Annotated in this window: 14 protein-coding genes; 5 read left to right on the forward strand and 9 right to left on the reverse strand. The window is 65.3% G+C overall.

What is annotated here, in order from left to right; translation table 11 throughout:
• From AC1VNY_RS30800 to AC1VNY_RS30815, 4 genes are all read right to left on the reverse strand, one after another.
• Complete coding sequence (locus AC1VNY_RS30800; RefSeq protein WP_482407979.1) at positions 1-1,482, reverse strand: toll/interleukin-1 receptor domain-containing protein; 1,482 nt, start codon at positions 1,480-1,482, stop codon at positions 1-3.
• Between the two features lie 159 nt (positions 1,483-1,641).
• On the reverse strand, positions 1,642-2,685 hold the full coding sequence (locus AC1VNY_RS30805) for a formylglycine-generating enzyme family protein (RefSeq protein ID WP_482407980.1): 1,044 nt from the start codon (positions 2,683-2,685) through the stop codon (positions 1,642-1,644).
• 210 nt (positions 2,686-2,895) lie between these two features.
• On the reverse strand, positions 2,896-4,032 hold the full coding sequence (locus AC1VNY_RS30810) for an MFS transporter (protein WP_482407988.1): 1,137 nt from the start codon (positions 4,030-4,032) through the stop codon (positions 2,896-2,898).
• A 105-nt stretch (positions 4,033-4,137) separates the two neighbouring features.
• Positions 4,138-5,424 (reverse strand): COG3904 family protein, encoded by a 1,287-nt coding sequence (locus tag AC1VNY_RS30815; RefSeq protein WP_482407981.1) that lies wholly within the window; start codon positions 5,422-5,424, stop codon positions 4,138-4,140.
• A gap of 220 nt (positions 5,425-5,644) precedes the next feature.
• Between AC1VNY_RS30815 and thrS the strand changes: the two genes are divergently transcribed.
• Positions 5,645-7,693, forward strand: coding sequence for a threonine--tRNA ligase (gene thrS / locus AC1VNY_RS30820; RefSeq protein ID WP_482407982.1), 2,049 nt, complete (start codon positions 5,645-5,647; stop codon positions 7,691-7,693).
• Between the two features lie 84 nt (positions 7,694-7,777).
• Positions 7,778-8,341, forward strand: coding sequence for a nitroreductase family protein (locus AC1VNY_RS30825; protein ID WP_482407983.1), 564 nt, complete (start codon positions 7,778-7,780; stop codon positions 8,339-8,341).
• 111 nt (positions 8,342-8,452) lie between these two features.
• Here AC1VNY_RS30825 and AC1VNY_RS30830 read toward each other — a convergent pair whose 3' ends face one another.
• Both AC1VNY_RS30830 and AC1VNY_RS30835 read right to left on the reverse strand, forming a co-directional pair.
• Entirely contained in the window at positions 8,453-10,936 is a 2,484-nt protein-coding gene (locus AC1VNY_RS30830) for a putative bifunctional diguanylate cyclase/phosphodiesterase (RefSeq protein WP_482407984.1), read from the reverse strand.
• Between the two features lie 177 nt (positions 10,937-11,113).
• Complete coding sequence (locus tag AC1VNY_RS30835; protein ID WP_028342693.1) at positions 11,114-12,190, reverse strand: hypothetical protein; 1,077 nt, start codon at positions 12,188-12,190, stop codon at positions 11,114-11,116.
• Between the two features lie 277 nt (positions 12,191-12,467).
• On the opposite strand from AC1VNY_RS30835, the gene AC1VNY_RS30840 reads away from it, so the two are divergent.
• The gene (locus AC1VNY_RS30840) at positions 12,468-13,514 is read left to right on the forward strand and encodes a patatin-like phospholipase family protein (RefSeq protein ID WP_482407985.1); all 1,047 of its coding nucleotides are present in this window, start codon (positions 12,468-12,470) and stop codon (positions 13,512-13,514) included.
• 3 nt (positions 13,515-13,517) lie between these two features.
• Here AC1VNY_RS30840 and AC1VNY_RS30845 read toward each other — a convergent pair whose 3' ends face one another.
• Positions 13,518-13,946 (reverse strand): CBS domain-containing protein, encoded by a 429-nt coding sequence (locus tag AC1VNY_RS30845; RefSeq protein WP_137479930.1) that lies wholly within the window; start codon positions 13,944-13,946, stop codon positions 13,518-13,520.
• Positions 13,947-14,139: 193 nt separating this feature from the next.
• Positions 14,140-14,937 (reverse strand): rhomboid family intramembrane serine protease, encoded by a 798-nt coding sequence (locus AC1VNY_RS30850; protein ID WP_168856741.1) that lies wholly within the window; start codon positions 14,935-14,937, stop codon positions 14,140-14,142.
• Between the two features lie 498 nt (positions 14,938-15,435).
• On the opposite strand from AC1VNY_RS30850, the gene AC1VNY_RS30855 reads away from it, so the two are divergent.
• Together AC1VNY_RS30855 and AC1VNY_RS30860 are read left to right on the forward strand one after the other, a co-directional pair.
• On the forward strand, positions 15,436-15,990 hold the full coding sequence (locus AC1VNY_RS30855) for a PAS domain-containing protein (protein WP_028342696.1): 555 nt from the start codon (positions 15,436-15,438) through the stop codon (positions 15,988-15,990).
• A gap of 129 nt (positions 15,991-16,119) precedes the next feature.
• Complete coding sequence (locus AC1VNY_RS30860) at positions 16,120-17,853, forward strand: adenylate/guanylate cyclase domain-containing protein (protein WP_482407986.1); 1,734 nt, start codon at positions 16,120-16,122, stop codon at positions 17,851-17,853.
• Positions 17,854-17,881: 28 nt separating this feature from the next.
• Here AC1VNY_RS30860 and AC1VNY_RS30865 read toward each other — a convergent pair whose 3' ends face one another.
• Entirely contained in the window at positions 17,882-18,268 is a 387-nt protein-coding gene (locus tag AC1VNY_RS30865) for an ester cyclase (RefSeq protein ID WP_482407987.1), read from the reverse strand.
• Positions 18,269-18,624 lie beyond the last annotated feature (356 nt).

The raw sequence follows: 18,624 nt of genomic DNA on the forward strand, positions 1-18,624 counted from the left end.
TTATTGCGCCTCGCGCTTTTCAACGACGACGCCGAGCTTCGCCAGGAAGTTCGAAATCTCGACCGTGTCGACCTCGTCGGTGACGGTGATCACATGGACGTTCGGACCGCGCGGGAACGGCAGCGCCGTGGGGGGCGCTCCGTTTCCTACCGCAAGTTCGAGCTGGCTGACATTGAGTTCTCCGGTCGGGCGCCGGATGAGTCTGAAATGCGCCTGCGTCCGCTTCTGTCCCTCGACGCTCTTGCCGTAAGCGAAGATCAGGGCATTGTTGTCGACGACCGCGTCCGCCAGCATCTGTCCGGTCAGATCGTAGTCGAGATGATCGACATTGACGTGATTTGCCAGGGCGTCCGCGATCTTCTGCGCGAGCTCGCTGTCGGGCCGCGCCGCGTCGATGACGACAAACGGCAGCGCGGCGTTCCTTCCCTGCGATTTTGCCGCCCGTCGCTCGTCGGAGCGCCGCAGCGCGGCAACGTCGTCGAGCTTCTTCATCAGGTAGTCCTCGAACTCGACGAAGTTGCCGATCTGGCAATCCGTGATGCTCTTGAGAAAGGCGCCGTAGGAGGCCTCCAGATCGTCCACATCGAAGCCGGCTGCCCGCCAGATGAACGCGGGCTTGCCGGCCTGCCTCGCCAGGTCGTATTGGGCGCGGACCAGCCGCAGCTCGGATCCGGCTACGGGTTTTCCCGGACTGGCCCCGAGCAGCTGCACGTAAGCGTCACATCGGACGAGCGCGCGCGAGAACGCGCCGGAGAACGTATCGTCTTTGCGAACGTCCAACTCCGGATCAAATGCACGGACGACGAATTTCTTCGCTTCCATCGTGGTCGCGAGCCGCTGTGCCTCCGGTTTGACGTCGGCTGCCGGACACGCGACGAAGATTGCCACGCGGTTCTGATCCTGCCGGTCGTTGGGTCGAACTTCCTGGCCGTTGCCAGCCTGCGGCAGAGTCAGGACGCGCGCCTTGAGCCCTGCCACGACTTGCCCGAGCGCTTCGTCGTACTTGTCCCTGGTGGCGATATTGTCCGGGAACGGATAGCCGTATTTGACCGATTTCTGATTGTTGTCGGGGCCCCAGAACCTGACGAAGATGGTGTCCTTGACCGCCTTTCGATGGTTCCTGATGCGATCCTCCTCGTCGCTGAGCAGGATCGGCTCGATTTCCACCAGAAACAGCGGCTTGCCCAGATCGATCAGTCGAGCGAATTCGGCCTCGCACTCCTCGGAGCGGCTGAACTCCTCCGAGATGAACAGGATCGCGACGTCACAGGCGGTGATGGCCCTGTCGATTTCCACCCGGAAATTGTCCGACACATGGGTCATCTCGACATCGCGCAAGACCTCGAACCGCGAGCGGTCGGAGTGGCAACCGAGGTCGTATTTCAGCTCCTCCATGATCCGGCCGAGGCGGCTGACATTGAAGCCGGGGCGCGCCCTGGCATCGGCGTGAGAGTAGCTCACGAAGATCTTCAGCTTGCGCATCCCAGCCTCCCCTGGCCGGTACAATGCAGCAATTCCCCGTTCCTGGAAATGACCGCGCGCTTCATCGTATCGGTGTCCATCGCTCTCGCGGCCTTGCCAGGCCGGTACAATCGGCTCGTCGACGGAGCGCAAGGACTTGCAGTCCGCTCCGGAAACACGTCAGAGCGGCCGGGCCACCCTGAATCCGTAGAAAATATTCTGCGAGCTGTCGCCATGGCGGTAGGCCGACCTGGCCTGGTTCATGGCGGATGCCCACGAGCCGCCGCGCAAGACGCGTGTCGAGCATTCGTTGCTGTTGCTGTTGCTGTCGCCGTCGCTGTTGCTATCGCTGTCGCTGCCACCGTCGCGCTTCACGGCAGTGCCGTCAGCAGGCGCATCCTTGTAGCTCCCGATGTAGCAATCCTCGACCCATTGCCAGACGTTCCCCAGCATGTCGTAAAGCCCGAATGGGTTCGGCGGGTATGAGCCGGACGGCGCCGTATAGACATGGCCGTCCAGGCACGGAATGAACGCGTCCTTGTTGTCCTTGTCGGTTCCGAAAGTATGCGCCGCGGCGCGGTCGAGGACATTGGCGTGGCGACACACGTCGGCGTCCTCGCCGACCCAATAGCGCGGGGTCGTCGTGCCGGCCCGCGCGGCATATTCCCATTCGGCTTCGGTCGGCAGGCGGTAGGGTTTTCCGGTCTTCTTGCGCAACCACCCTGCGTATTTTTTTGCATCGTCGTAGGACACGCACACCACGGGATCGCGGTCGGTCTGCGCAAATCCCGGGTTGCGCCAGTTGAGGGCACGCGGGAGCACGATGTTCGGCACGTCCTCGCTGCTGAACGTAACGCAATCCTCGGGACGATAACCGGTCTCCTTGACGAAAGCCGCGAATTCGCCACGCGTCACCGTGTATTTTCCGATCGCGAACGGCTTCTTGAACTCGACCTTGTGCTGAGGCCCCTCGTCGCCGCCACCAGGCGGTTCGTTGTCCTCGTCGTCGCCCTTCGCCGGATCGGTGCCCGCGCCTTCGCGCTTCGGCGCCTTGCCGTCCGGCTGCTCCGGCTTGGTGCCCATGAGGAAGCTGCCACGGGGCAGGTTGACCATGGTGGGACAGACCGAGCAGTCCTTGAAGGTTTCGGCGGCCTTTGCGGCATCAGCCGAACCGTCCAAAGCAATGAAAAAGACAATCAATATGACAATAAAAACACCGTGCACGATCGCATCCCCTGATCGAGCAAAATCTATCGACGGCAGTTTTGCATAGCCGCCCGGCGCCCGTCAATCAAAGGTAGCAAAACGCCGTCATGATGATCGAGACGCCATGCCGGCGCTGCAACCGCCGCGAGCGGCCGATGCGCGGCGACCTCCCCGCCTGGCTCCGCAAGCATGTGTGGCATCGAGGATCGAACGGGTCGAACGGGAGTCTCACTCGGCCGCGGCGGTGGCGGCCGTCCGTCGCGGCCGCGTGATGACCACGACCGCGAGGGCCGCCGCGACGAAGGCGGTGGCGACGTAGCCCGCGCTGTGCAGCCATTCGCGGGCGAACAGCAAGCCACCGATCGCGGAGCCGATGGCCTGGCCGATATACAGCACCGAGGTATTGAGCGAGACCGACGCCGAAGCGAGCGCCGGCGCCGCACCGACCAGGCGCACCTGCTGCATCGAATTGGTCGATGCAAAGCCGACGCCCCACACCGCGACGGAGGCGGCCATCAAGGCGTAGGCGCCGGCGCTCAGCGCCCAGCCGGCTACGCCTGCGAGCAGCAGCACGGTGAACAGGACCGAGGTTTTCCAGGCGCCCCACGAGTCCACCACGCGCGTTGCGATCACGATGCCGACGAACCCGAAGATGCCGTAGAGCGCGAACACGATTCCGACGGCGTCCGCATTGGCGCCGGTCAGTTTGGCGAGCAGCGGCCCCATGAAGGTGAACACCACGAACTGGCCGGACATCTGCAGCGTCGTGATCGACAGCAGCAGAATGACCATCGGATTGCGGCCGAGATCGACCCAGGTTCTGAGGTCAACCGGCGCGCCGTGCAATCCGCCTGGTAACCGCCACCACAGCAGCAGGGAGCTCACAAGCCCTGTCAGCGCGATCGCGCCATAGGTCACGCGAAAGCCGTAGCGGCTTGCGATGAAGGTGATCAGCGGCAGCCCGATCGCGGCGGCAAGCGACCAGCCGAGGAAGATGTAGGCAATCGTGCTGCCGCGCTTCTCCACCGGCACGATCAGTGCCGCGGTGCCCGCCGCCTGCGGCGTGTAGAGCACGCCGACCGCGAGCATCACCAGCCGAATGATCAGGAGGCTGTCGTAGTTCGGCGCAAAGGCGGAGGCCGCATTGGTCAGCGTCAGCACGAGCAGCGTCGCCGTCAGCAGCGCCCGCCGCTCGATCCGGCTGGTCAACCACGCCGTCACCGGCGAGCCCACGCACAGCACGATCGCGCCGAAGGTGATCAGGAGACCCGCGGTGTGGATCGTGACGCCGAGTCCGTCGGACAGTTCCGCCAGCATCCCGGCCGGCGCCAGCACCGAGCAGCCGGTGACGATATTGCCGAGCATCAATGCGGTGGGAGCGAAGCGTTTCACGCCGCGTTGTTAGCAGACTCCAAAATCAATGCAACTGCATCTAAATGCATGACACCTGATCGAACGCGCCTGTTGCGCTCATGGCGACGGCGATGCCGCCGGCACGGCGCTGACACTCGGCGACACCGCGGCCGGCAACGGGCTCGCAGGCTTCGGGCCGGCGGCCGCCGCCGGGCATGACGCCAGAAGCTGCGTCCACCCCTGCTCCAGCCCGGTGGTGTCGATATCGAATGTCGTCAAGCCGGACTTGCCGTCGGGCTTGGTATCAGACTTGCCGTCGGTTGCCGGCGCGCTTTCGCCGATCTGCAGATGCGGGGCCGCAAGCATCGCCTTGACGGTGTCCGAGGTCACCGCCTCGCTCCAGACCTCGTATTTGCCGAACCGCGCCGATCGGCCGAATGCGACGGTCCTGGACGCGCCGGCCATCATCGCCACCGTGCTCTTGCCGGCTGCCCCCTCCTCGAACTCGCGCACGAACATCAGCCGCCCGCGATCCTTGCTCTCGCAGAACAGCCGCCACTCCATCATGCGGAACGAGCTGCCGTCGGCTCTTTTCTGCTGCACGATCTTGCGAACATAGGGCCGTGTCTCCTTCTCGACCGCCCACAGGGTTTCCGGCAGCGGCCGCGTATCGATGCCGAATCGATAGAGCTCCGGCCGCGTCAGCACGTGCAGGTCCTCGAACTTCACCGACTTGATGAGGTCGCTGAGCTCGTGGCTGATGCCCATCGCCGCGAGGAATACATTGCGATCGCGGTCGGCGTTCACCATCTCGCGCCGCCTGAAGTCCGCGACGACCTGCGCAGGCGGATGCCCATGGACCACGAACATCAGCTTGGAGTTATGCACCGCGAGCACCGAGTCGGGCGCCACTTCGCGGCTGGTCGCGCCCAGGAACAGATAGGCGCAGGCCGACACGCACATCGCGTTGCGCGTCGTGAGCTCGGCCTCGACCTCGCCTTTGGCAGCCTTGATCTTCAGGCAGGCGGCGTCGATCTGCGTGCCTGTGGAACAGGCCGGCACGATGGTACGGCCGACCCGGGCGATTGCCTTGTGCGCGCGCAGGAACCGCGCGATCCCATAGGACTGCTCGACGTTTCCGCCCGGCGAATGGAGGTAGATCGGAAGCTGCCGGTCCTTGATCGGAAAGAGGAAGGTGCGAATCCGCTGCGCGGCTTCCCGATCGATCTCGCCTTCGATCGCGATCCAGCGATCGCAGCCGGCGCCGCAGGCGTTCGCTGGCCCATGGGCGAGATAGATCGTCAGCTTTTTCGCAAATCCGGCCTTCTGGACCGGTGTTTCTTCCGCCCGCAACACGCCCGGGATCAGAAGCAACGCCACGAAAAACAGGAGACGGGAAAACATGAACCTTGCGGATCGCGCGATGGCGGAAAAATGGACGCCGGACGTTAGACGATGATCGGCAGCGTCGCAACGCGTCAGGTGCAGGCAAGCCTCCCTCGATTCGGTGCGGCCGGAGGCCCATTTTCTTGATATTGCCGGATTGCAGGCGTCAAATCCCCTGCTATACCGCTGCTTTCCGCTTACCTGCGCTCGTTCGCAGGAGTGAGCTACAGGAGACACCATGGCCGATACGCCGCCCAAATCCGAATCCGGATTCCAGTACAGCCTCTCTAACCTCAAACCCGCAGAACCCGTGAACAAGATCGTCCTCACCTTCCCTGACGGAGCGAGGCGCGATTTCCCGAAAGGGACCACCGGTCTCGACATCGCCAAAGGCATTTCGCCCTCGCTCGCCAAGCGCACCGTCGCGATGGCGCTCGACGGCACGCTTGCCGACCTCAATGATCCGATCGAGGCCGACGCCAAAATCGAGCTGATCGGCCGCGAAGATCCGCGCGCGCTGGAACTGATCCGGCACGATGCCGCGCATGTGCTGGCGGAGGCCGTACAGTCGCTGTGGCCGGGCACCCAGGTCACGATCGGCCCGGTGATCGAGAACGGCTTCTATTACGACTTCTTCCGCAACGAGCCTTTCACCCCTGAAGATTTTGCCGCGATCGAGAAGCGGATGCGCGAGATCGTCGCGCGCGACAAGCCGTTCACCAAGGAAGTCTGGGATCGCGAGAAGACCAAGCAGGTATTCCGCGACAAGGGCGAGGCCTTCAAGGTCGAGCTGGTCGACGCCATTCCCGGCAATGAGCCGATCAAGATCTACTTCCAGGGCGACTGGTTCGATCTGTGCCGCGGCCCGCACATGACCTCGACCGGCAAGATCGGCAACGCCTTCAAGCTGATGAAGGTGGCGGGCGCGTATTGGCGCGGCGACTCCAACAATCCGATGCTGACCCGCATCTACGGCACGGCATTCGCCAAGCAGGAAGACCTCGACGCCTATCTCAAGCAGATCGAGGAAGCCGAGAAGCGCGACCACCGCAAGCTCGGCCGCGAGCTCGACCTGTTCCACTTCCAGGAGGAAGGCCCGGGCGTGGTGTTCTGGCACCCCAAGGGCTGGACCATATTCCAGCAGCTGATCGCCTATATGCGGCGCCGGCTGCTCGGCGACTACAACGAGGTCAACGCTCCGCAGATCCTCGACAAGGCGCTGTGGGAGACCTCGGGCCATTGGGACTGGTACCGCGAGAACATGTTCGCGGCGCAGTCCGCCGGCGACGAGGCCGAGGACAAGCGCTGGTTCGCGCTGAAGCCGATGAACTGCCCGGGTCATGTGCAGATCTTCAAGCACGGGCTGAAGAGCTACCGCGACCTGCCGCTGCGGCTCGCCGAGTTCGGCGTCGTGCACCGCTACGAGCCGTCGGGCGCGATGCACGGCCTGATGCGGGTGCGCGGCTTCACCCAGGACGACGCCCATGTGTTCTGCACCGAGCAGCAGCTCGCCGACGAGTGCCTCAAGATCAACGACCTGATCCTGTCGACCTACGCCGATTTCGGCTTCGACGGCGAGCTCACTGTCAAGCTCTCGACGCGGCCGGAGAAGCGGGTCGGCACCGACGAGATGTGGGATCACGCCGAGCGCGTGATGGCGACGGTGCTGTCGGAGATCAAGGCCAAGGGCAGCAACCGGATCCGGACCGAGATCAATCCGGGCGAAGGCGCGTTCTACGGACCGAAGTTCGAGTATGTGCTGCGCGACGCCATCGGCCGCGACTGGCAGTGCGGCACGACCCAGGTCGACTTCAACCTGCCGGAGCGGTTCGGCGCGTTCTATATCGATCACGACGGCTCGAAGAAGGCACCCGTCATGGTGCACCGCGCGATCTGCGGTTCGATGGAGCGCTTCATTGGCATCCTGATCGAGCACTATGCCGGCAACTTCCCGCTCTGGCTGGCGCCGACCCAGCTCGTGGTCACGACCATCACCTCCGAAGGCGACGAGTACGCCAAGGTGGTGGCGGCCGCTGCGCGCCGCGCCGGGCTCCGGGTCGAGATCGACCTGCGCAACGAGAAGATCAACTACAAGGTCCGCGAGCACTCGCTGGCCAAGATCCCGGCCCTGCTCGTCGTCGGCAAGAAGGAAGCCGAGACCCACTCGGTCTCGGTCCGCCGCCTCGGCAGCGAGCGGCAGACCGTGATGCCGACCGATGAGGCGATCGCCGCGCTGGTGGATGAGGCGACGCCGCCCGACGTAAAGCGGGCGCGATCCGTCGCCTGATCTTCACAATCGGTCTAAACTGGCTTTCATTGGCCTGGTCGTGTCCCCATCTTGGGGGCACGACTCCCCTTGAAGGACATTTCCGTGCCTGATGCCATTGAACTCCTGAAGACGCGCCGCTCGATGAAACCGCGCGAGATGACCGGCCCGGGCCCGTCCGCGGCCGAGCTCGAGACCATTTTGACGATCGGCGCGCGCGTGCCCGACCACGGCAAGCTGGCGCCCTGGCGCTTCATCGTGTTCGAGGGCGACGCCCGCGCGCGGGCCGGCGACGTGATCGCAAAGGTCTTCGCCCGCAAGAATCCCGGCGCACCGGCCGCCGACATCGAGGTCGAGAAGAAGCGCCTGACCGACGCGCCGCTGGTGATCGGCGTGGTCTCCTTCACCAAGCCGCACCCGAAGGTGCCGCCGTGGGAGCAGGAATTGTCGGCGGGCGCCAGCGCGATGAACATCGTCACCGCGGCGACCGCGCTCGGCTACGGCGCCTGCTGGCTGACCGGCTGGTTCGTCTTCGACCGCGACGTGCTCGACGGCCTCGGCCTCAAGCCGGACGAGAAGCTCGCCGGGCTCATTCACATCGGCACCCCGACCAAGCCGAGCGAGGACCGCCCGCGCCCGGCCCTGTCGGACATCGTGACGCGGTTCTAGGGTTATAGCCTTGTAGCCCGCATGAGCGGAGCGATATGCGGGACACTCGTCCCGGGTGTCGCTTCGCTCACCCGGGCTCCAAAAGCCCTCGCCCATTGTCGGGCATGACGACTAAGCCGCCTTCGACGCACGCTCCGCAAAACTGCTCAGCAGCGCCGCGATCTCGCCGGCCGGCCTTGCCGCGCTGAACAGAAATCCCTGCACCTCGTTGCAGCCTTCGGCGCGCAGCCAGTCGAGCTGGTCTGTCGTCTCGACCCCTTCCGCCGTCGTGGTGATCCTGAGGCTGCGGCCGAGCCCCGAGATCGCGCGCACGATCGCGAGGCAATCGGAGCGCCGCGCCAGATCCTTCACGAAGGAGCGGTCGATCTTGATCTTGTCGAACGGGAAGCTGCGCAGATAGCTCAGCGAGGAATAGCCGGTGCCGAAATCGTCCATTGAGATGCTGACGCCCAGTTCGCGCAGCTGATGCAGGATCGCGAGGTTGGCCTCGGTCTCCGCCAGAAATACCGACTCGGTGATCTCGAGCTCGAGCCGCCGCGCCGGCAGGCCGGAATGCGCCAGCGCCGAGATCACGGCCTGGACCAGATTGCGGCTGCGGAACTGCACCGGCGACAGATTGACGGCCACCTTGACGTCGGCGGGCCACTTGATCGCCTCGGAGCAGGCTTCGCGCAGCACCCATTCGCCGAGCGCGACGATCAGGCCGATGTCTTCGGCGACCGGGATGAACTCCGCGGGCGAGACCATGCCTTTTTGCGGGTGCCGCCAGCGCAGCAGCGACTCGAAGCCAGAGATGCGGTCGGCCGTGATATCGACCAGCGGCTGGTAGTACAGCTCGAACTCGCCGTTGCTGAACGCCGCGCGCAGATCGCGCTCCATGTCGCGGCGCTTCTGCGCCTGCTGATCCATCTCCGGTTCGAAGAAGTGATGCACGCCGCCGCCCTCGGACTTGGCGCGGTACAGCGCCATGTCGGCATTGCGCATCAGCTCTTCCGACGTCGTGCCGTCACCCGGTGACAGCGCGATGCCGACGCTGGCGCCGACCACGACCTCGAGCCCGTCGATGTTGTAGGGCGCGCTCAGCGCATCGATCAGCCGTTCGGCGAAAGCGCTCGCCTCGTTCGGCGAAACGTCGGCCGCAAGCACGATCGCGAACTCGTCGCCGCCGAGGCGGGCCGCCACGTTGTCGTCGCGGACCACCTCGCGCAGCCGCTCCGCCACCAGCTTGAGCAGCCGGTCGCCCATCGGATGCCCGAAGGAGTCGTTGACGTTCTTGAACAGGTCAAGGTCGATGCACATCACCGCGACGCGCTTGTTGCCGCTCCGGCCGCGCTCCAGCGCCTCGCGCAGGCGCTCCTGGTAGAAATCGCGGTTCGGCAAATTGGTGAGCCCGTCATGGTGCGCCATATGCGCGATCCGCGCTTCGGCGGCGCGCCGCTCGGTGATGTCGACCACCGCGACCAGATAGCCGTCGCGGCCCTCGAACGCCACCTTGCGCCCGAAGGTCAGCACATGGATCTCGCTGCCGTCGGCCCTGATGTGCCGCCAGTCGCGGCTCGATTGATAGACGTCGCCGATCCCGCGCAAGGCGGCGCTGTGCACGCTCCACTCGTCCACCGGCCAGATCTGGCGCAGCGTCATGCCGAGAAACTTTTCCCGGCTGTAGCCATAGTGCTGAACGGCGGCGTCGTTGACGCTGAGGAAATCCATCGTGCCGGCGTCGAACACCCACATCGGCATCGGGTTGTTCTCGAACAGCAGGCGGAACGACAGCTCGCGCTGCTTCAGCGCGGTGACGTCGGAGACGGCCAGCGACAGCATGTCGCCGAACGCCGTGACGCCGAGCCGCAGGCAGCGATCGCCGCTGTCGATCTCGAACTGCCCGCCCGGGCCGCCGCCGACGAATCCACGCAGACGGTTCATCACCGCCGGCGCCGCAAGCGGATTGCCGCCGGCGTTGAGCCGGCGCCACAGCAATTCGGTCGCAGGCTGCATCAGCAGCCTTGCGGCGCCCTGGTTGAGATGCACGATCTGGAAGTCGGCCGGCTCGCCGCGCGCATCGCGGATCGCTGCGAGCGACAGCACGCCCTCGTCGGCGGCCGAGAAAATCGTATCGAGCAGATTGTACTGCGCATTGCGCTCGTTGACGTAGACGCCGACCAGGATACCGCCCCAGCGCGACCGCGTCGGCAGCGCCAGCACGTCGAAGGTCCGCACCAACCCGTCGCGGACGCAATGCGCTGACGCCAGATAGGGCCGGCAGTTCTCGCGCGCGTTCGCGGCAGCTTCGGTCAACGCGGTGGCACAGTCCGGCGGCAGCGCGCTGAGCGGTATGTCCCAGCGCTCGTCGTTCAACCATGTCTGGACATAGCGGCCGGCGTGCGAGACGCTGAGCATGCCATCGACGCTCCGCAGCAGCACGATATGATCCGCGAGCCGGCCGAGACTGCCGAGCATCACGTCTTCATAGTGCGGCAGTTTTTCGCCGGGACGGACCGCGGCCTGCCACTTGCGTTGCAGAACCGGTACGTCGGCGAACATCTCGGAATTGAGTTTGGCCGATGTCTTTGCTGATTTCTTGTTGGCCATGACCATGGCACGCCCCACGCAAACACTAGTCCCCACGGCATCCAAGTCATGCCGCGGCTTAACGTCATGTAAAAATAGGCAGGCCCGGCATCGCCGCGAGCGATTATGACGGCTCAAATTCGCGCGATGGTTAGTTCACATTAAAGACTATGACAGCTGCATGAAATGCAGGCCGGTCGGACGTCAACGCGCCACGACCTCGACTTCGCCATCGACGCCGTTGACGACGTTGAAGGGACGCTCGAACACCTTGCCCTCGTTCTTGGCGATCGCGCGATACTCGCCTTCGGAGAGCACGACGCGCGGGAACGCGCCGATCGATTCCTTGATCACGTCGCCGCCCGGCGTGATCACCGACCAGGCGGTGTTGGCAAGCGCCTCGCCGCCCCGCTCGCTGACCAGCTTGAGGGTGATGACGGCGGCGCGATGGGTGACGGTGACGTCGGTCAGCTTGCCCGCCCCGACGCGAATGTCGGAGCGCACCACCGAGTTGGCGTCGCCATAGTTGGAGACGATGTAGTAGGTGCCCTCGGGCAGCAGTGCGACGTCGCCGGCGGCTACGTTTGGCACCATTGGTCCACGGTCCGAACCGTCGAACTGGCTGCCCTTGTAGATCGCGAACGAGATCTGGTTGGCGGGGATCTTGCTGCTGCCGACCCGGCCCTCGATCCGCAGGCCCCCGGCCGGCAGCACGAAGGACTCGCGGTCGGTCTCCGACTTCAGGCTGACGGCGCGCACCGCGCTGACGAGGCCGAGCGCGACATGGACGACATAGTTGCCGGGCGGCAGCACCACGTTGGGCGTCGCGCCGCGCTCTTCGCGGACCAGCTTGTAGGTGCCGTTGTCGTCAGGCTTGTCGGCGAACACCCGCCACACCAGCCCGGCATTGATGACCGGCAGGTCCTTGCCGTACCGCGCCGTCAGCGACAGCACCGCCTGCCCCGCGGCCGGCGACCCGGCCGGCGGCGCCGCTACGACCGGCGGCACGGTCGCAATCGAGGGCTGGACGATGGTCGGCTGGTTGAGCGGGCCGGGCAGAACGGGCCCTGAACCGCCGCCCGATGGCGGCGCCAGGTTGAGCGCCGGACCGGACGGCACCTCCGGGACCGAGGCGGGCGGAATCGGCGGCGGCCGGTCGCTGAAGAACTGCGCAGATACGGAACCGGGGATCAGGGCCAGCAAAAATGCCGCAAGCGTCAACAGCGGTAGGAGCCGCATGCCCCGCCCGCATCCGCCGATGCCGTTGCCCCTCGAAGTCATCACCATGCTTTTCAACGAAAACGCGGCAAATTCAAGCCTTCGTCCAAGGGGATCCAGGCGGCGTCCAAGGCTTTGTCACAGTCCGGGCGGGCGGCGTCCGCCATTTGGAACCGCGCGATCAAGCCGATGTTAGCCCCATCGTCGCGGTCCAGTCACATTCCCTGCCTACCGCGGACCACCCGGGCATGAATCATGCCTGTGGGAATAACCATGAAGACGGACGACGCTGGCGCAGCCATGCTGCGCGGCCTAGTCTCGCGCTGGCAGGAGATTTGTCGTGTTGGACAGCTGGATGGGCCGAGGCCACAAGAGCTCCGACGGCCCCGACAAGGTAGGACTGGGTACGGTTCGCCGGCCGGTCATCGGGCTTGCGCTCGGCGGCGGCGCCGCGCGCGGTTTTGCCCATATCGGCATCATCAAGACCCTGCTGGCCCACGGCATCGTCCCCAATGTGGTGGTCGGCACCTCGATCGGCTCCGTGGTCGGCGGTGCCTATGCGGCCGGCCATATCGAGACGCTGGAGCAGTGGGCGCGCGGCCTGCAGCCGCGCAGCGTGCTCGGCTATCTCGACATCCGCCTCAACGGCTCCGGCCTGATCCGCGGCGCCAAGCTGGCCGCCGAGATCGAGGCGGCGCTCGGCCAGGTCATGATCGAAGATCTCACGGTCAAGTTCGCCAGCGTCGCCACCGAAGTGCGCACCGGGCACGAGATCTGGCTGACCCAGGGCCGCGTGGTCGACGCCATGCGCGCCTCCTACGCCCTGCCCGGCATCTTCGCGCCGGTCCTGATCGGCGACCGCTGGCTGGTCGACGGCGCGCTGGTCAATCCGGTGCCGGTCTCGGCCGCGCGCGCGCTCGGCGCCGAGATCGTCATTGCGGCGAACCTCTCCAGCGACGTATTCGCGCACTCGACCACGATCTACAATCACGGCCCGTCGGCCGCGCCCGAGGTGACGGTCGCGGTGACCGCCGAGGCCGAGCTCGAGCCGGAGCCGCCGAAGCGCCGGTTTGGCCGCTTCTTCTCCGCCGAGCGTACCGTGAAGCGGGAGTTTTTCGGCAGCGCCAGCCGGCCCGGCATCTCGAGCGTCATGGTCGACGCCTTCAACATCATGCAGGACCGCATCACCCGCGCACGCCTTGCCGGCGATCCGCCGGACATGCTGATCTCGCCGCGGGTCGGTCAGATCGGCTGGTTCGACTTCCACCGCGCCGACGACCTGATCGCGCACGGGATACGCGCCGCCGAACGCTCCATCAGCGCAATCGAGGAAGCGATCGACATCCTGGTGCCGCCGTCGAGCGGTGCGGGCAGCACCGGCAAGTAGCACTCAGGCGGTCTTGATGTAGTCGCGAAGCGCCTCCTGCTCGCGCTCATATTCCTCCACGCGCCGCTTGACGATGTCGCCGATCGAGATCAGCCCGACCACCTTGCCGTCCTCGACGACAGGAAGATGGCGGAATTTTCCCGTGGTCATCATCTCCATGATGCCGCTGACCGTATCGGACTCGCGGCAGCTCACGACTTTCCTGGTCATGACAGCGCTGACCGGTTCGTCCAGCGCGCCTGCGCCGCGCTCAGAGAGCACGCGCACGATGTCGCGCTCCGACAGGATGCCCTCCATGCGGCTCTGCTCCATCACCAGCACCGCGCCGATCTTGCGCTCGCCGAGCAGCTTGACCGCGGCCGACAGCTTCGCGCCGGGCGCGACGCTCATGACCTGATGGCCTTTTGCATCGAGAATGGAACGTACCGTCATTGTCGGCCTCCCTAGAATCCGCTCGTGCCACGCCTTGGGCGGGGTCGAGCCTGTTCGCCAGAGTCTTCAATCAACAGTTCCGCGCCGATTTCGGTTCCGGGGCGCGGTGAGTAGCAGGGCTCGATTTGTCGGCCCGCTTTGTTTCTGCTTCGCAAAGATGATGGAGGAATTCGATCCAGGCCGCAAGCGGCGATCAGACGCGCCCCGACTGATCCACCGACGACGCATCTGCAGCATCGTCCCGCGTGCGCGGCACCGGATCGAACAACGAGAACAGCAGCAGTCCGGCGAGGAAACCGCCGATATGCGCCTGCCAGGCGACGCTCGCGCCCTCGCCGCCGAGCGACAGCGAGGTGGCGCCGAACAGGATGTTGACGCCGAACCAGATCGCCAGGAAAGCAAGCACCCGGCCGTTGCGCAGCGCCCGCCACAGCGACAGCGCAGGCACCTTGGCCGCCGCCTCGGCATCGCCACGGCTGAACGACAGGAAGCTGCCCTTCACGAAGGCGAAGCGGATCGCCGCCGCCATCGTCCCCGACACCGAAGCCGACGCTCCGATCATCGGCGCAATCGCGTGCTCATGGGTCAACAGATGCGCGAGCGCGCCGGCGGCCGCCGTCACCGCCATGAAGACAAAGAAACGCAGCGCGCCGAAGCGCCGCGCCAGCGCGCTGCCGAACGGCAGCAGCCATAGCACGTTGAAGCCGATATGGGTGAGGTTGGCGTGCAGCAGCGAATAGGTGACGAAGGTCCAGACCTTGGCGCCCTCGCCGCCCGGAAATGTGATGTCGAGCAGCGTCGAATCGTAGCGCTTCGGGATGAAGCCGAAGACGTCGATGGTCCAGTTCTCCAGCTCCGGCGGCAGCAGCACCCGCAGATGGATCGCCGCGATCAGGAGGATGTAGGCGGTGAGCGCCGGCGGCAAGGTCAGGATCGGCTCGCGCGGCGCCTCCGGCGGCGGCGCGAGCGGGGATTCGGGATGGGAGTCCAAGGTGTCGGCGACCTCGATGCGGCGGTGGATCAGAGATAGGCGGCTTTCGCACCCCTGTGCAAGTGCACAATCCCAAAATCGGACACCGGGTGTCGCGCAGCGCGGAATCGGGACAAAAGACGGGACAAAAGAAAAGGGAGGGCGCTGAGAACGCCCTCCCTGATCGGCTGGTCTTCTCGTGCCCCAGAGGGATCGGGAGAACGTCCCCACCCCTCCCCGCACGGTGACCAAACTGTTTGACGCCACCTGTGTACCAACGGCGCCGGCGCTTGGGGCAGCCGGCGCGAACGGGAACGCGCGGACCCTACCCACAGGTTCCGCGGGGGCCAAGGACATAGTTAAATTTACGTTAACAACACAAAGCTGCCGATAAGCCGCCCAAAGCGCGGCCACGGCATGGACGCTGCACAGCCTTCCCTGCACAACAGAGAAGGGAAGGCGCCTGAGCAAAACCGGGACAGATGTGTCCCGCTGAGACAGGCGCCGGGCAAGGTTTAGATGAAACACAGCTCGAGCCGCGCGTTCTTCGCGTATTGGAATGCGAAGCGCGGCAACGCACGTGCACCTGAGAGGAGTGAGTTCGAGCCGTCCGCGGTCCGCGATCTCCTGTCCGACATCTTCGTGCTGTCCTATGACGGCGAGACCCGCTTTCCGTTCCGCGTCGCCGGCACCCGCACCTCCGCCCTGCTCGGCTGCGATCTCAAGAACCGGAGCTTTTCCGCCCTGTTCACCGACGAGAGCCGCGGCGAGATCGAAGACATCATCACCTGCGTCGTCGAAGAGACCCTGCCGGCCATCGCCGGCATCACCGCCACGACCGAGGCCGGCGCCAAGGCGCATCTCGAATTGCTGCTGCTCCCCTTCACCGCCCGCGTCCATATGCCCGCGAGCCTCACCGGCCTGCTCGCCCCGTTCGAGGACGACGTCAGCCGGCTGCACGACCTGGTGCTGACCTCGTGGCGTTACCTGCATCCCCAGGAGCGGTTCGTGCCGCGGACCCTGCGCAAGCTCGCCATCGCGCGCGGCCTGATGGTCTACGAAGGCCTGCGCTAGCCGCCGGCCCCCGCCTTGGGACGGGATGGCAAGGGCCGGTCGCTTGCACCGCGCCCCGCGGAACTCTATTAGCTGTCTGGCCGCCACGGCGGGGTGGACCCGCTCATTGCAGCTGCGGCCGGGCTGGGCATGTTTCGGAACTCGATCAGGCAGAAGATCGTCGGCATTGCCGCGGGACTCATCATCCTCGCGGTGATCACCTCACTGCTGTCGATGGTGATGGCGGGCCAGGTCGGCCATCTCCTCGACGAGCTCACCAACCGCTACATCCCCGCCTATGGCCACCTCGCCCGCGTCAACATCCGCGCGCTGGAGCGGTCGCTCGCCATGCGCCGGATGATGATGGCGAAGATGCAGGCGCCGGGCGAAGATTCCGGCTACGAAAGCGCGCGCAAGGCCTTCAACGAGATCGAGCCCCTGATCAAGCACGAGGCCGACGCGGCGCGCACGCTGATCGATGCGATCATCGCCGATCCCTCGACGCCATCCGACAACGCCGCGCTCGGACGCCTCGATGACCGCATCGACAATGCCGTCAACGACCTCCTGATGCGTCTGAACACAGAGAACAAGACGCTGCTCGAGCAGATCGACGCCAAGGACTTTGCGTCGGCGAAGGCGACCACGCTCCGCGCCGACGCCCTGCGCGACGATTTCAACACCAGGATCGAGAGTATCCGTTCCGACATGCTGGCGCAGGTCGCTTCGGCCGCTGCGAAGGTGATGAGTGCCCAGCAGCGGGCGATCATCATCTCCGGCGTCGTGACCGCGATTGCCGCGATCCTCGGCTTCGTGTTCGCGATGCTGGTCGGCAGCGGCATCACGCGTCCGGTGATGCGCCTGCTCGAAAGCACCCGCGAGGTCGAGGCCGGGCGTCTCGACGGCGCCATCACCATCACGACCCAGGACGAGATCGGCCAGCTGTCGGCCGCCTTCAACCGCATGATCGAGACGCTGCGCCACAACCAGCGCATCCGCGAGACGTTTGGCCGCTACATCAATCCGCGGATCGCCGAGGGCCTGCTCGAACAGCCGGCGATCGCCGCGACCGAAGGACAGCGCCGCGTCATGACGGTGATGTTCTGCGACATGAAGGGCTTCACCAGCCTGAGCGAGGGCGTGACGCCGAGCGGCCTCGTCAAGATCATGAACCTCTATCTGTCGACGATGTCGGCGCCGGTCCATGCGCATCGCGGCATCATCGACAAATATATCGGCGACGCCATCATGGCCTATTGGGGCGCGCCCTTCGTCGAGGAAGCCGAGCAGACCCATCTGGCCGCGGTTGCCGCCATCGACATGATCGGCCAGGTCAACCAGCTGCGCAAGGATCTGCCCGAACTGCTCGGCGTGCGCGTGATCCCGGCCGATTGCGACATCCGGATCGGGATCGCCACCGGCGAGGCCCTGGTCGGCAGCATCGGCTCCGAGTTCATGATGAGCTACACCGTGCTCGGCGACACCGTGAACCTCGCCTCGCGGCTGGAAGGCGCCAACAAGTTCTACGGCAGCCGCAGCCTGATCTCGGAAGCCACCGCGGCCGCTTGCGCGGCGACGATCGAGCTTCGCGAGATCGATCGTCTCGTCGTGATGGGGCAGACCCAGCCGGTCGCGGTGTTCGAAATCCTCGGCAAGAAGGACGAACTGACGCCGGCGCAGACCGAGTTGCGGCAGCGTTACGCGGATGGTCTCGCCGCCTATCGCGATCGCCGCTGGGATGACGCCGAGCAGGCCTTCACCGCCGCGCTGGCGGCGGCGCCCGGCGACGGCCCGTCGATCGCCATGAAGGCGCGCGTCTCAGCCTTTCAGCAGAACCCGCCGGCGGCGGATTGGGACGGCGCCTGGCATCCGGAGCAGAAGTAGCGGCGTCACGCGCATCCGGGCTCCGCCGCTACAGCTGGGCCTCGATCGCAGCCTTGTCGATCACCGACCAGACCTGCACGATCCTCCCGTCGCGGAATTCGTAGAACACGTTCTCGGCGAAGGAGACGCGCTTGCCGTTAACGCCGAGACCGAGGAACGCGCCCTTCGGCGAACAATCGAACGCCAGCCGGCTCGCGACGCGGTTGGTATCCGATACCAGCAGTTCGATGTTGAAGCGAAGGTCCGGGATGTCGCGAAAGTCCCCTTCCAGCATCTCGCGATAGCCGGATAATCCGAGCCGCCGGCCGTTGTGGCACACATCCTCGTCAACGAACCGACCGAGTTGCGGCCAGTCTCGGCGATTCAAACAGGCAATGTAGTTCCGGTAGATCTCGGCGAGGTTTGTGTTCATCATCGATCGTTCTCCTTGCCGCGGGTCCAGATGGCCATTGAGCATCTGAGTGCGATTCTAACACCGATGTTAGTTTCGACTCCGTTGTCCGACGGCGCCAACAAAACACTCAGCCAGCGTGCACGTGAGAGCGCGACGTCCCGAAGAGACAGTGCGATTGCCGCTTCGGCAAACAATTTCTCAGAACGCGCGGAATGTCTCCCGCGATCGGGAGTTAGTGCTTCAGGCCAATGACTGTCCTTGTCAAATCGGGAGGTGTCCATGATCAAGTCACCGATGATGCTTGCGGCATTTCTGACAGCGCCGATCATTCTGTTCCCGCCGCAGACCGCCATCGCGGCTGGCGGAGGTGGCGGCGG

The sequence above is a fragment of the Bradyrhizobium ferriligni genome (assembly GCF_056837965.1).

Excerpts from the sequence above, each read along its gene's own strand:
- AC1VNY_RS30830 (WP_482407984.1), bottom strand. The coding sequence starts at position 10,936 with ATGGTCATGGCCAACAAGAAATCAGCAAAGACATCGGCCAAACTCAAT.
- AC1VNY_RS30865 (WP_482407987.1), bottom strand. The coding sequence starts at position 18,268 with ATGATGAACACAAACCTCGCCGAGATCTACCGGAACTACATTGCCTGT.
- AC1VNY_RS30810 (WP_482407988.1), bottom strand. The coding sequence starts at position 4,032 with ATGCTCGGCAATATCGTCACCGGCTGCTCGGTGCTGGCGCCGGCCGGG.
- AC1VNY_RS30860 (WP_482407986.1), top strand. The coding sequence starts at position 16,120 with ATGTTTCGGAACTCGATCAGGCAGAAGATCGTCGGCATTGCCGCGGGA.
- thrS (WP_482407982.1), top strand. The coding sequence starts at position 5,645 with ATGGCCGATACGCCGCCCAAATCCGAATCCGGATTCCAGTACAGCCTC.
- AC1VNY_RS30800 (WP_482407979.1), bottom strand. The coding sequence starts at position 1,482 with ATGCGCAAGCTGAAGATCTTCGTGAGCTACTCTCACGCCGATGCCAGG.
- AC1VNY_RS30835 (WP_028342693.1), bottom strand. The coding sequence starts at position 12,190 with ATGACTTCGAGGGGCAACGGCATCGGCGGATGCGGGCGGGGCATGCGG.
- AC1VNY_RS30815 (WP_482407981.1), bottom strand. The coding sequence starts at position 5,424 with ATGTTTTCCCGTCTCCTGTTTTTCGTGGCGTTGCTTCTGATCCCGGGC.
- AC1VNY_RS30855 (WP_028342696.1), top strand. The coding sequence starts at position 15,436 with ATGAAACACAGCTCGAGCCGCGCGTTCTTCGCGTATTGGAATGCGAAG.
- AC1VNY_RS30845 (WP_137479930.1), bottom strand. The coding sequence starts at position 13,946 with ATGACGGTACGTTCCATTCTCGATGCAAAAGGCCATCAGGTCATGAGC.